The 12,707-nt window shown below is 41.0% G+C and carries 12 protein-coding genes; 7 read left to right on the forward strand and 5 right to left on the reverse strand.

Annotated elements, in window-relative coordinates; translation table 11 throughout:
- Positions 1-6: 6 nt before the first annotated feature.
- The 4 genes from uraD to allD all read right to left on the reverse strand — a co-directional run bounded on the left by uraD (position 7) and on the right by allD (position 4,101).
- Positions 7-585 carry a 2-oxo-4-hydroxy-4-carboxy-5-ureidoimidazoline decarboxylase gene (uraD, locus tag FVA72_RS07200; RefSeq protein WP_243154744.1) on the reverse strand — a complete coding sequence of 193 codons (579 nt, stop codon included), beginning with the start codon at positions 583-585 and terminating at the stop codon, positions 7-9.
- 157 nt (positions 586-742) lie between these two features.
- Positions 743-1,528, reverse strand: a complete 786-nt coding sequence (gene allE / locus FVA72_RS07205) for a (S)-ureidoglycine aminohydrolase (RefSeq protein WP_004261565.1) — start codon at positions 1,526-1,528, stop codon at positions 743-745.
- Positions 1,529-1,586: 58 nt separating this feature from the next.
- A complete protein-coding gene (gene allC, locus FVA72_RS07210; protein WP_036958433.1) occupies positions 1,587-2,819 on the reverse strand; it encodes an allantoate deiminase in 1,233 nt (410 codons plus the stop codon).
- 235 nt (positions 2,820-3,054) lie between these two features.
- Positions 3,055-4,101: an ureidoglycolate dehydrogenase gene (gene allD, locus FVA72_RS07215; protein WP_004261559.1), complete on the reverse strand. Its 1,047-nt coding sequence runs from the start codon at positions 4,099-4,101 to the stop codon at positions 3,055-3,057.
- Between the two features lie 358 nt (positions 4,102-4,459).
- Here allD and fdrA point away from each other — a divergent pair, with 358 nt between their 5' ends.
- The 5 genes from fdrA to FVA72_RS07240 are packed head-to-tail and all read left to right on the forward strand — an operon-like array spanning position 4,460 to position 10,049.
- On the forward strand, positions 4,460-6,130 hold the full coding sequence (fdrA, locus tag FVA72_RS07220; protein ID WP_110592103.1) for an acyl-CoA synthetase FdrA: 1,671 nt from the start codon (positions 4,460-4,462) through the stop codon (positions 6,128-6,130).
- Between the two features lie 10 nt (positions 6,131-6,140).
- Positions 6,141-7,406 (forward strand): DUF1116 domain-containing protein, encoded by a 1,266-nt coding sequence (locus FVA72_RS07225; RefSeq protein WP_094962122.1) that lies wholly within the window; start codon positions 6,141-6,143, stop codon positions 7,404-7,406.
- 32 nt (positions 7,407-7,438) lie between these two features.
- Positions 7,439-8,251, forward strand: a complete 813-nt coding sequence (locus FVA72_RS07230) for a DUF2877 domain-containing protein (protein WP_004261551.1) — start codon at positions 7,439-7,441, stop codon at positions 8,249-8,251.
- A 25-nt stretch (positions 8,252-8,276) separates the two neighbouring features.
- On the forward strand, positions 8,277-9,179 hold the full coding sequence (locus FVA72_RS07235; RefSeq protein WP_104872849.1) for a carbamate kinase: 903 nt from the start codon (positions 8,277-8,279) through the stop codon (positions 9,177-9,179).
- Between the two features lie 33 nt (positions 9,180-9,212).
- Positions 9,213-10,049, forward strand: coding sequence for an aldo/keto reductase (locus FVA72_RS07240; RefSeq protein ID WP_110592102.1), 837 nt, complete (start codon positions 9,213-9,215; stop codon positions 10,047-10,049).
- Positions 10,050-10,060: 11 nt separating this feature from the next.
- Here the strand turns inward: FVA72_RS07240 and allS are convergent, their stop codons facing one another.
- On the reverse strand, positions 10,061-10,987 hold the full coding sequence (allS, locus tag FVA72_RS07245; RefSeq protein WP_110592101.1) for an HTH-type transcriptional activator AllS: 927 nt from the start codon (positions 10,985-10,987) through the stop codon (positions 10,061-10,063).
- A 324-nt stretch (positions 10,988-11,311) separates the two neighbouring features.
- On the opposite strand from allS, the gene FVA72_RS07250 reads away from it, so the two are divergent.
- Both FVA72_RS07250 and FVA72_RS07255 read left to right on the forward strand, forming a co-directional pair.
- Positions 11,312-11,797: an ureidoglycolate lyase gene (locus FVA72_RS07250; RefSeq protein WP_004261541.1), complete on the forward strand. Its 486-nt coding sequence runs from the start codon at positions 11,312-11,314 to the stop codon at positions 11,795-11,797.
- A 74-nt stretch (positions 11,798-11,871) separates the two neighbouring features.
- A complete protein-coding gene (locus tag FVA72_RS07255; protein WP_094962123.1) occupies positions 11,872-12,681 on the forward strand; it encodes an IclR family transcriptional regulator domain-containing protein in 810 nt (269 codons plus the stop codon).
- Positions 12,682-12,707 lie beyond the last annotated feature (26 nt).

Here is a 12,707-nt window from a genome sequence, read left to right on the forward strand (position 1 = left end):
ATGTGATTATTGAACGGTATCTAATAAACGAAATAGGACAATCTTGTATTCTTGCTGTAAGGCAATTTTAAATTCTAGATCTCTGGTATTATTGATTCTGGTTTTAAGAGAAGAGAAAATTTGTTGTTTAGTGGCTTTTTTAACGGCCAATAAAAAAGGGAAACCAAATTTTTCATTATATTCTTTATTTAATTTAGCTAGTTCTTTGGCCTCTTCCTCTGTGCATTCATTGAGCCCAGCACCTGATTGTTCCCCTCGTGATAAGGCTGCGATGTTATTATTGCGCAAATTTTTGCACGCTAATTGAGGATGAGATTTAATGAGCTCTAATTGTTTCTCTGCTCCCGATTTTTCAACCACATTAACAAGATCAATATACATATTAACAAACCCAGTAAAAGGGCGTTTAGAGGCACTCTCGACAATAGGCCACGTTGTATCTTCAAAAATATTCGAGAATGTTTTTTCGTAATCATTAACACTCATTTTATTTACTTCATCAATATTATAAACTTGACTGGCAGTTACATAGTGTGCAGAAAGTAACAAAGGCAAAGAAATTAAAGCGCATTTAATTAATTTCATATCTATTCCTTTATATAATGGTAAAGTTGATTTTAATTTTAAAGAAATCAAAGGCATTATTTATTAATGCCTTTGATTGCGAGTGAGACTATTCTGTTTTCTTACAATTCAAATAATTTAGAATATAGATAATGAATTGCAAAATAGTTATTTGAAATTATAGTTCAATATCACGGTTACAATCTTTAGAATAAATATAGCTAAATTCTTCGTCGCCAACAGCATAACCTGCTTGCAGTGCATATGATGCCATAAAAATATAATCGCCTTTCTTGACAGGAACCCAATCATTATCGAGGTTATACATACCTTTACCCGATAATATTAACGCACCATGTTCTTGATAATGGGTTTCGATATAACCGTGGCTAGCACCTGGTTGGAAGGTTAGAATATGGATATTCATATCAAAACCAAGGTCTTTAGGTAATAAGTCTTGTAAATGGACGTTGTGCATTCCTTCATAATCAATTTTAGGAAGCTCATTGACGTTACCACAAACCACGTGTGCTTTATGGCCCTCTGTTGGTTCATAAACGCGTTTGTATAAAAATATTTGTGAAGGGTTACCCTTGTTATTATTTTTAAAGCGCATGGTGACACCCGCTGGGCAATACAGGTAACCACCTTGGGTTAATTTATGTTCATCTTTATCAGAATAAGCAATTAGTTCGCCTTCAATGACATAAATAATACATTCAATTTTACCGCCACCAAAACCCGCTAAGTTACCACCTTCATTGAATAAGGTTCCGACGTAGTCAACAAAGCTAGCTCCTAATTTTGGGGTGGATAAAATTGTCATATTACAGTCAGTAAAACCGGGAATGATATTACAAACAACCCCGTTAGGTGGAATGATGGCATAATTATCTTTTTTGATAATTGCACGTGACGCCAAAATATCATTTGGGTAGCCAATTTGATTATCTAAATAACCCATTTTAACCTCTCCTAAGTAATTTCATTATTTGTTGTTTTGGCTATATGTTGCAGAACATCTATTCCAGATAGGCCAATTTATATAAAACTTCCGTCAGTAATTTCACTCCTTCAGCGAGATCGCTTAATGTAGTGGCTTCCGCAGGATTATGGCTGATCCCTTTAATGCTGGGAACGAACATCATGACGGTTGGAACAATAGGGGCAAATATTTGTGAGTCATGGCCAGCACCACTGTGCATGACTTTATAGCTATATTGATTTTCATCACAAATTTTTTTTACGAAAGTAACTAGCTGCTCATCCATTGGAATTGGTGCTTCGTCCATCCAGAGGTCGATTTTTACCTCAATACCCATTTCAGCGCAAATTCGTTGAATATCGTTCTCTATCATAGCGGTGAATTCAACTAGCGTTGCTTTATCGGTATGGCGACAATCAATCGTAAAATCAGTTTGGCCTGGGACCACATTCACCGTATTTGGGTGGGGAACTACTCGACCAAACGTGAGTACTAATGGGTCACCATACTGTTTGGCTTTTTCAGTGGATTCATAGCAAATACGGCTGAAGGCACAGATAGTATCTTTGCGATACCCCATTGGCGTTGTGCCTGCGTGATTGGCTTCACCTTTTAAGGTTATATTGTAACGACGTTGACCAACAATGCTATTCACAACGCCAATTGTAATATGTTCACGTTCAAGAACGTTACCTTGTTCAATATGTAATTCAACAAAGGTTTTAATATCACTGCGAGGTTTTTGGTTGGCGGGGCGAAATTTAAAACCAGCTTGCGACATTGCGTCGACAAAATTGACCCCTTCAGCATCTGAAATATGTTTAACGTCTTCCTTTTTGGCGATACCGACAATATTTTTGCTACCCCAGTACACGTAAGGGAAGCGGCTACCTTCTTCTTCCGCTAAGGAAACAACCTCTAATGTTCTGAGTGGCTGGCCATATGTTTTTTGCAGATAATCTAAAGCTATAAAGGCGGCTTCAATTCCGAATTGCCCGTCTAGATTTCCACCATTAATAACGGTATCGATATGTGATCCTGATAAAATCACTTGATCTGGATATTTACGGCCCTTGAGTTGACCAAACAGATTGCCAATATCATCGTAATAGGCATATAGACCTGAACTTTCGAATGCATTTTTTAACGCTCTTTGTGCACTAACCCATTCTTGAGTATAAAGCAGGCGCGTCATGCCATTATTTTCTACCGCGCCGTGTTGAGACAGCCAATTTGAAGTTTCTTTAACTTCTTTTGTAAAGTCCTTCATATTCATACCACCTAGTGATTTTTATACTGTGTGCTGTAGCAACAAAACAGTTTGTGTTGTCACTAAAGCGCGATATTTGTTTTCATAGGCAAAAGAAAATAATTAATGGTTCTACTGTATCTTTGTTATATTTGGCAAGGAACCCCTAATCTCTTATTTATCGAGTGATTAGGGGTAGAACGATGCAATAAATATTGGCAGGAGATCCGATTAATCATCGTATTTCCGTATTTATTTAGCTGGCAAATGGTGATTTATTGTCATAGGATTTTTGGTAAATATCATCAGAAACCAAATAATCATAAATTTCATCGACAATATCGATACCATTTACTTCACTTTGTTTTTCTCTTGCTAAGCTATTTTGTCCTGGGAATTGAACCTTATCGAAGCCTGGAGCAGGCTTAACGGCATTGAGTTCATTCATGACTTGAGTGATGTGTTTGCGGAACATCACAGGGTCAGTAAAATAAGCAGGGTTGATAACAATATGTAATTGGCCCAGCTCTCTTCCTTGCGTTAAATCGTGGTACATGGAACTGACGTGTTTACCAAAAGGCAGTCCAAGTAATACACCGGAGAGAATATCGACCATCATCATCAAGCCATAACCTTTAGGCCCTGCAATTGGGACTAATGCCGTTACTGCAAATGGATCTGTTGTTGGGTTACCGTCTTTATCTACAGCCCAAGTATCTGGAATTTTTGCATTTTTTGAACGAGCATCTAACACTTTGCCCCAGGCTTGTACGGTAGTCGCCATATCAAAAGTGATATTATCTGTTTCACCCGGCGCTGAGAATGCGATAGGGTTAGTACCATAGTAGGTTTCAGCACCACCATAAGGAACCACCATCGGGTCTGACTGACAAACTGAAATACCTATCATGCCAGCACTAGAAGCCTGTTGAACAAAATAAGATAATGAGCCGCTGTGACCTATACGGCGCACTCCTACCACTGCAATCCCATTTTCTTCTGCCATTTTAATGGCTTCGTCCATACTCAGTTTTGCAGCAACGTGGCCTGCGCCGTTATCACCGTCAAAGACAGCACTACAAGGACCTGTTTTATCAAAAGTAAAATTAGGTGAGTTATTTGTGCCACCTTTCGAAATGCGCTCTGCATAATATTCGACACGCACTGCACCGTGGGAGTGAATACCCTTTGCATCGGCATGGACAAGAACATCAGAAACGATATCAGCATGATCTTTAGATAATCCTGCTGCATGGATTTTATTAGCGATGAGCTGATGGAGTTTTTCTTTAGAAACTTTCATACATAAATAACCCTTTAGTGTTTTCGAAGTTTAATAAAACTCTTTGCTGATACCAATGTAACAACTAAATTATCTATAAATGTGATCTAGATTATTTTTATTTGATTTTATAAAAAATTATGCAAATAGCCCCTTAATTATTAGAACGAATCTAATAGTTTTAAATTTGGTGTTTTTTCTTTTAATGTCCAGTGTATTTTAAAGGAATTTCTAACAATATATAAAGTGTGAGCATTCTCAACTTATTTGTAAGGTTTATTTGTAATTTTATTTTTCAATAAATGCCTATTTACTTTTTCATCTCATATATTGAGTAAATAAAACTTCAATTAATAAAAGTTGTTTAAAGGATGTCACTATGATCCATGCTTTCATAAAAAAAGGGAGCTTCCAAGATTCAGTGAGCTTAATGCTGATATCTCGAAAACTAAGTGAATCTCCAAATGTTTCAGAAATCTCCGTCATGATGGGAACACCAGCAAATAAGTCGTTACTTGATGCGACCGGATTTTGGCATTCATCCTTTGATGAAGCAACACCGAATGATATCTGTGTTGCGATTAAAACCGAATCTGCAGATACCGCTATTGTTGATGAAATTGCACAAGCGCTGGATGAATCACTCAAAGCATTGGCTCAAGGACAGCAGCAAACGGGGAAAAAACTCCAGCGTGTTCGTAGTTGGCGAATGGCCAAGAATAAGCTTCCAAATGCCAATGTTGTATTAGTTTCTATTGCAGGGGAGTTTGCCGCAGAGCTGGCTGACCAAGCATTAGATGATGGCTGTAACGTCATGATGTTCTCCGATAATGTGTCGCAAGCGGATGAGCGTAGATTAAAACTGAAAGCAAGCGAACGTGGTCTGATAGTGATGGGACCAGACTGCGGTACGGCTTACTTAGCCGGGGCACCATTAGCGTTTTCTAACGTAGCACCACAAGGAAACATCGGCATTATTGGGGCATCGGGAACTGGTATTCAAGAGCTGATATCTCAAATTACGCTTGCGGGACAAGGTATCACCAATGCGATTGGATTAGGTGGTCGTGATTTAACGGCGGAAATTGGTGGCGTCAGTGCCATGACCGCCATTGAATTACTCGCATCTGATCCGCAGAGTGATGTTATCGCCTTTGTTTCTAAGCCTCCAGCCAAAGAAATCCGTAGCAAAGTGATTGATAAGCTTAAGGCTCAAGGAAAACCAGTTGTCGCATTATTCCTCGGGACAAAACCCGAAATCAAACAGGATGGAAATTTATACTTTACTGAAACATTGGATGAAACTGCACGTGTTGCGGCCATGCTTGGCCGTGTTGAAAAAGCAGCAGCATTTCAACCGCAAGCAAAGGGCAAGAAAATTTCAGGCCTATATGCTGGGGGGACACTCGCGGCTGAGTGCGCAATGTTATTGGCAGAAAAATTAGGACTGCAAACAGACGCAGCTCACGATCAGGGAATGATGCTTAATCAAGATGGCCACAGAATTATTGATTTAGGTGATGACTTTTATACACAAGGCAAGCCTCACCCAATGATTGACCCTTCTACTCGCAACCAGCAAATTGCTGCGTTTGCTCAGAAAAATGATGTTGGGGTGTTATTGCTGGATGTGGTTATTGGTTACGGTGCTCAAATAGATTCCGCGCAAACACTAGCCAAAGAAATCAAAGCATTAAGAGAAAGTCGTCCAAGTAGCTCACCGATTGCGGTTATCGCTACCGTGACGGGGACTGAGCAAGATCCTCAAGTGCGCTCCGAACAAATCGCTTATCTAGAAGAGGCCGGTATTGCGGTGATGAATTCACTGCCTGAAGCGGTGACGCTGGCATGCAATATTATCTCTCCACCTGTGATTGTATTCCCCCAAAAAGAACAAGATATCCTGCAAAGCGTTTCGGTCATTAACGCGGGCGTACGCAGCTTTGCGGATGACTTACAAGCCAATGATATTCCAGTTGTTCACTACCAGTGGGCTCCAGTCGCTGGTGGGAATAAAAAATTAGCTAATATTCTGAAAAAATTGAAATAAGGGTTTGGATATGTACTCAACGATTGAAGAAGCAAATACCGCAGTAATTGAACGTATTCGTGCCGCTCGTCCTTTTTGGCAAAGTGTTGAACCTGCAAAAGATCTCATCCCAACTTTGCAACAAGGCAAAAAATTACTGCATGCGGGCCCACCTGTAACTTGGGAAGAAATGAGTGGTCCAGTGCGTGGTGCTTGTATCGGTGCGTGTTTATTCGAGAAATGGGCCGATAATGAAGATCAAGCACTTAACCTATTGAATAATGGCGAGATTGAATTTATTCCTTGTCACAGTGTAAAAGCAGTGGGGCCAATGGGGGGAATTACTTCCGCCAACATGCCTATGTTAGTTGTCAAGAATATGACCCATGGCAACGTTGCATATTGCAACATGAATGAAGGAATCGGTAAAGTCATGCGTTTTGGGGCATATGGTGAAGATGTGCAAGTACGTCATCGCTGGATGCGTGATTCATTAGGTCCTGTTCTGAAAAAAACCTTACAAACGTTAGAAAATGGCATTGATTTAACGGCGGTGATGGCACAAGGCATTACCATGGGTGATGAATTCCACCAACGCAACATTGCCACTTCAGCATTGTTATTAAGACAACTGGCACCAATCATGAGTGCGCTGGATATCGATAAAACTGAACTTCAGCAAGTGATGCAATTTTTAAGTATCACAGACCAATTTTTCCTCAATCTTGCAATGGCTTACTGCAAATCGGCGATGGATGCTGGCGCTGAAATTCAGCATGGCACCATTGTGACCGTATTAACGCGTAATGGTAAAAACTTTGGTGTGAAAATCAGCGGTATGGGTGATCAGTGGTTTACTGCGCCAGTTAACACACCGGAAGGTCTCTTTTTCTCAGGTTACAGCCAAGCTGATGCCAACCCAGATATTGGTGACAGCGCAATCACTGAGGCGTTCGGTATCGGCGGTGCAGCGATGGTAGCAGCACCGGGTGTTACACGTTTTGTTGGTGCAAGTGGTGGTATGAGCGCCGCATTAGATGTGTCTGAGGAAATGACTGAAATTTACTTAGAACACAACATGATGCTGCAAATTCCGACTTGGGATTTCCAAGGCGCGTGTATTGGGCTGGATGCGCGTAGAGTCGTAGAAACGGGTATAACACCGCTCATCAATACAGGGATCGCACATAAAGAAGCAGGGATTGGTCAGATTGGTGCGGGTACGGTAAGAGCACCACTGGCTTGCTTTGAAAAAGCGATTGTTGCGTTAGCTGAAAAAATGGGTATCAGCGAATAAATCGATAATTTTCACTCTGAAGGAGTTTAAAAATGATCATGCAAGCACTGTCCGTTAGCGCTCACTTACCTAAAGAAACAGGAATATTGAATTGCGTTGGACGCTTTAATCATGCACTTAATTTTGTCACTCCTTCAGGTGAATTATTGACATTACATCGCTATGGTCGAGGATTAAGCCCAATGGGCTGGATGGTCTCTGATACTGATTTTCAAGCTATTTTTAATGATGAGAATGAGTTTGTTGAGTATAAAAACGATCGATTGGTCAGCCCTAACTGGCAACTCATTGCGCCAAAAGAACACTTATCGCTCAAGTTGGTGCCACAAAAACTCCCTGATGGAACGTTTACAGCGCTATGGGATATCTTAAGGCAATCGAAAGCGAAAAGTGGTTTACACGGCAGTTTGAGTGAAGCGACAACCGGCCCATTATGTCGAGAGCTAAAAGAATTAAAAGCAAACTATCAACGATACCTTCAAGGTGAACGTATTGATTGGCAGTCGATAATTGGAAGAGGGCCGGGGTTAACACCAAGCTTTGATGATATCTTAATAGGTATGCTATTGGTCACCTTTCTTAATCCAGAGATTGACAGCGACAGCTTACCAAACTTTTTTCAAGATACTCCTTCTTTAGGGTCATTAACGACTCTGATCAGTGTGAACTATTTACGTTTTGCTTCCCAGGGCATCTTTTCTACTCCACTACAAACATTAGCAACTGCGTTAGTGCAGCCGATGAAATTATCACAGGCGGTTCGCTTGCTGCTTCAGGTCGGCCATTTTTCTGGTGCGGATACGTTAATAGGCGTGTGGTTAGCGGGTATGGATGAAATGGGTTAACGTTCGCGAATAAACAAGGACAAACATGGAAACTATTGTTATCGCCTTAGGTGGCAATGCATTACTGCAGCGTGGAGAAGTGCTTTCCGCTGAAAATCAATACCAAGCTATCGCATCGATTGCGGGTACTTTGGGGCAACTTGCACAAAAATATCGTGTGGTGATTGTACATGGCAATGGGCCTCAAGTCGGGCTATTGGCCTTGCAAAATTTAGCTTATACCGATGTTCCTGCTTATCCTTTGGATATTTTAGTGGCCGAAAGTCAGGGAATGATTGGATATATGCTGATGCAAGAACTGGGACGCAAGCACCCTAAACAGCCAGTAGCAACGCTGCTCACTCGTGTTGAAGTTGATAGCAATGACCCTGCTTATCAAAACCCCACTAAATACATTGGCCCTGTGTATGACAAGCAGGAAAAAGAAAGCTTAGAAGCTGAGCTAGGTTGGGCGATTAAACCCGATGGCAAATATTATCGTCGGGTTGTTCCATCTCCTCAACCTAAAGCCATTCTGGAAATTGATGCCATCAAATGCTTATTAGATCAAAAGCATATTGTCATCTGTAATGGTGGCGGTGGTGTTCCTGTTATTCAGCAGGATAATGGATTTTGTGGGAGTGAGGTGGTTATCGATAAAGATTTATCCTCCGCACTATTAGCAGAAGTGCTTGAGTCTGACCACCTAATTATTCTAACCGATGCGGATGCCGTCTATCGGAATTGGGGAACTCCTGAGCAAAGCGTGATTAGATGCGCAACGGTAGCAGAGGTTGCCCCTATGGCAATTGATGATGGTTCTATGGGACCGAAATTGATGGCGGTCAGCCGTTTTGTACAGCGTTCTGGTAAACCTGCTTATATTGGTGCGTTAAAGCAAATAGATGCTATCTTGAAAGGAGAGGCAGGCACTAGAATTATACCATAGTGATTAATTGCTTTGATAATCAAGGAAGTATTAATGAAAAACGTTTCATTTGGTCATGATGTTTTACCCGCAATTGGCATGGGTAGTTGGAATTTGGGGCAGCAGCGGAAAAGTGCAAAAGAAGAAATTGAAGCGATACAAGCAGGCCTTGATGTAGGCTTAAAATTAATTGATAGCGCTGAAATGTATGGCAATGGGGCTTCTGAACAGTTAATTGGTAAAGCAATTTCAGGACGACGCGATGAAACGTTTTTAGTATCAAAAGTTTATCCCTTCAATGCCGGAGGTAAAGCATTAGTTAATGCTTGTGAGGCATCTTTACGCCGGTTAAAAACGGATAGGCTTGATCTTTACTTGCTGCATTGGGCTGGCGATATTCCTCTCGAAGAGACTATTAATGGTTTCGAAAAACTGCAATCTGCTGGGAAAATTCGTTATTGGGGAATATCTAACTTTGATATCAATGAACTGCAAGATATGTACGATCACCTCGCGGGTGGAGGTTATTGTGCGACAAATCAGGTGCTATATAACCTTGGTAGCCGCGGTATTGATTATTCATTACTTAACTGGTGTCGGCATAAAAAAATGCCATTAATGGCTTATTCACCACTCGGCAGCGGTAATCAATTACTTAGACATCCAACGTTGAAGATGATTGCGCAAAAATATCAGGTCGTGCCAGCAACGGTTGCATTAGCGTGGGTGATCCGTGGTGATGGGATCGTTGCTATTCCTGAGTCAGGTAGCAGGGCGCATATGTTGCAAAATGCGCACGCTTGCCAGTTAGTATTAGACAACGACGATATTGCTTTATTGGATGAAAGCTTTCCACCGCCAACACATAAGCAATATCTGGATATTTTGTAATTCATTCAACGTTATTTTGTTGCTGGGTCAATTGGGCACAGCAAGCTTTGGATGATGGGATCGCGCAGTTTGAACAGTTTCACGACCGTTTTTAATACTTCCCCTTGCTGATTGCTATTCCAAGCTAAGGATAAGGGGGACGGTCTTCTAGGCCTTTTTATTGATTTCTCAATCAGTTGTTGGTTTTGAATATAGGGTTTGCAAATAGAGGCAGGTAAAAAGCCGATCCCCGTTCCTTTTAGGTGACAGAGTACTTTGGTTTTCATATCAGGCACTTTGATTTCTCGTTGGCCTGATAATAGCCATGCAGTGCGTTTGGATAAAACTTGCGAGGTATCTTCCACATTGATAGTCGGGTAACAACGCAGTTGTTCATCGCTAAGAATACCATCAATAGAGGCAAGTGGGTGTTGATTGGCAACTGCAAAGACCCAATCGATTTTGCCTAAAAACAAGGTATTCATGTCGCTGTCCAATGATTCAGAACCTGGGACACCGATTGCAATATCACATTTGTTACTGAGTAGGGCATCCCATACCCCCATATACACTTGCCGAGTGATATTAAGGCGGGTGAAAGGAAAGCGCTCGGTTAGGTGTTGGAGTAGGTCAGCGACGGCATTTGGCTCATAGAGTAAGTTATTAATTGCAATCGTAATTTCTTGCTCGACACCTTCATTAATCAGCCGTAACTGATTTGGCATATTACTTAACCAGTTATGCCATTCGCGGCAATGTTCAAGGAGATATTCCCCCGCAGATGTTAGGTTAACGGTTCGTGTCGTTCGAGTGAAAAGCTGGACGCCAACATATTCTTCTAAGATTTTGATCCGGTAACTGATAGTTGCAGTACTTTTGTAGAGTTGTTTTGCGGCTTGAGAAAAGCTCTGACACTGCGCAACAGTGATAAAGGTTGTCATCGTTTCTTGATCTAACATGTTTGTATCTCCCTAAAGTCAAAGGAAAAACCAATTTATAATATTTTTTAGATCTGCATTTTGTTTCACGTCATCCATTAAGTAGGCTTCATCATAATTGAAAGTGATAAGTATAAATTCTGGAGAATTGTTAGTAATTATTATCTTACTGAATATTAAGGGATTATATATAAAATAAAATGAAAAACTGTGACCTGTGATTTTTTATGGAAAAATTTTCCAAAAAATGATGTTAAATGTAATACAACCTGATAAACTGATTTTGTCATGTAGGTGGTTGTACAAAATAGTGGCTTAAAATTTTTAGTGTGTTAGGAGAAAATAATGGAACTTGTTCTATCTGATCTGACACCGGAAGCGTTTGCCCCCTATGGAGACGTCATCCAAGTTGAAGGATCTGAATTTTTTCATATCAATGATGGTACGACAGAACGTTATCATGCTTTAGGTAAGGCAGAGATTACAGATGCAAGTCCCGTTCTGATGAGTATTAGCCGTTCAGAACCTATTGATATGCCAATGAATGTTAAGCTTTTAGAAAAGCATCCGCTTTCCAGCCAAGCTTTTATCCCAATGAATGGTGAGCGTTTCATTGTGGTGGTTGCTGAGCCAGGGGATGATATCCCAGTTGATACCTTACGAGCATTTATCACCAATGGTAAGCAGGGTGTAAACTATCACCGTGATGTTTGGCATCATCCGATTTATGCATTTCAATCACAAACGGATTTTTTAACGGTAGATAGAGGCGGTGCTGACAATTGTGTCGTTAAGGATCTCCCTGAGCCTTGTCAAATAGTTTTTCCTTAACTACTCTATTGGGCAATAAGGGCTAGGTAATATAATTCCTTTCTGCCGATAGCAAACATAAAAGGTAAAAATAAATGACTGAACCACGCACAAAAGGAAGACCACAGACAGATAAAAGTTCGCCAAAAGGTGCGCAAGCACTTGAGCGCGGGTTAGATATTCTTCAATTTCTGGCTAACTCAGGTGGTAGCTCATCAGTCTCTGTTTTATCTGAGCAGTTAGGTTTGCCTTTATCAACGACATTTCGCTTGCTGAAAGTCCTTGAGCAATCAGAGTTTATTTTTCAAGACTCACAGCTTGGCTGGTGGCATATCGGTCTGCAATCATTCACAGTTGGGGCCACATATATGAATGATAGGGACGTCGTATCAGTTGCTGGGCCATTTATGCGCAGGCTAATGTTGCTATCAGGGGAAACGGCAAACTTGGCTATTCGTAATAATTTAGATGCTGTTTTAATTCGCCAATGCGAATGTCATGCGTTAGTGAGAATGTGTGCACCGTTGGGGAGTCGTTTACCATTACATGCATCAGGGGCTGGGAAGGCATTATTGTTCCCACTTGATGAAGAGGAAATGTTAGAGCTTGTCACACGCTCTGGTTTACAAGAATTCACCCCTAAAACTATCACCAGCATTAATGTGTTGAGAAAGGCGTTAGGGCATTATCAAGAACTGGGTTATGTCATTGATAATGAAGAACATGCTCTGGGTCTTAATTGTTTAGCGGCACCTATATTTGATCGTAATAATTCAGTGATAGCAGCAATATCTATTTCGGGCCCTAGTGCAAGGGTAACTGAAGAACGTTTTACTGAGCTAGGGGAACTGGTTCGTGACGTTGCTGCGGATATCAGCGCGGCATTAGGTGAGCGCCAATCATAAAGACCAGAGATCAGCGGGTGTTAATC

Origin of the sequence: Providencia sp. PROV061, assembly GCF_011045655.1 — a bacterium.
Taxonomy (GTDB): Bacteria; Pseudomonadota; Gammaproteobacteria; order Enterobacterales; family Enterobacteriaceae; genus Providencia; species Providencia hangzhouensis.

Coding starts and splice junctions, on each gene's coding strand:
- fdrA (WP_110592103.1), top strand. CDS start 4,460: ATGATCCATGCTTTCATAAAAAAAGGGAGCTTCCAAGATTCAGTGAGC.
- uraD (WP_243154744.1), bottom strand. CDS start 585: ATGAAATTAATTAAATGCGCTTTAATTTCTTTGCCTTTGTTACTTTCT.
- allC (WP_036958433.1), bottom strand. CDS start 2,819: ATGAAGGACTTTACAAAAGAAGTTAAAGAAACTTCAAATTGGCTGTCT.
- FVA72_RS07235 (WP_104872849.1), top strand. CDS start 8,277: ATGGAAACTATTGTTATCGCCTTAGGTGGCAATGCATTACTGCAGCGT.
- allS (WP_110592101.1), bottom strand. CDS start 10,987: ATGTTAGATCAAGAAACGATGACAACCTTTATCACTGTTGCGCAGTGT.
- FVA72_RS07230 (WP_004261551.1), top strand. CDS start 7,439: ATGATCATGCAAGCACTGTCCGTTAGCGCTCACTTACCTAAAGAAACA.
- FVA72_RS07225 (WP_094962122.1), top strand. CDS start 6,141: ATGTACTCAACGATTGAAGAAGCAAATACCGCAGTAATTGAACGTATT.
- FVA72_RS07250 (WP_004261541.1), top strand. CDS start 11,312: ATGGAACTTGTTCTATCTGATCTGACACCGGAAGCGTTTGCCCCCTAT.
- allD (WP_004261559.1), bottom strand. CDS start 4,101: ATGAAAGTTTCTAAAGAAAAACTCCATCAGCTCATCGCTAATAAAATC.
- allE (WP_004261565.1), bottom strand. CDS start 1,528: ATGGGTTATTTAGATAATCAAATTGGCTACCCAAATGATATTTTGGCG.
- FVA72_RS07240 (WP_110592102.1), top strand. CDS start 9,213: ATGAAAAACGTTTCATTTGGTCATGATGTTTTACCCGCAATTGGCATG.
- FVA72_RS07255 (WP_094962123.1), top strand. CDS start 11,872: ATGACTGAACCACGCACAAAAGGAAGACCACAGACAGATAAAAGTTCG.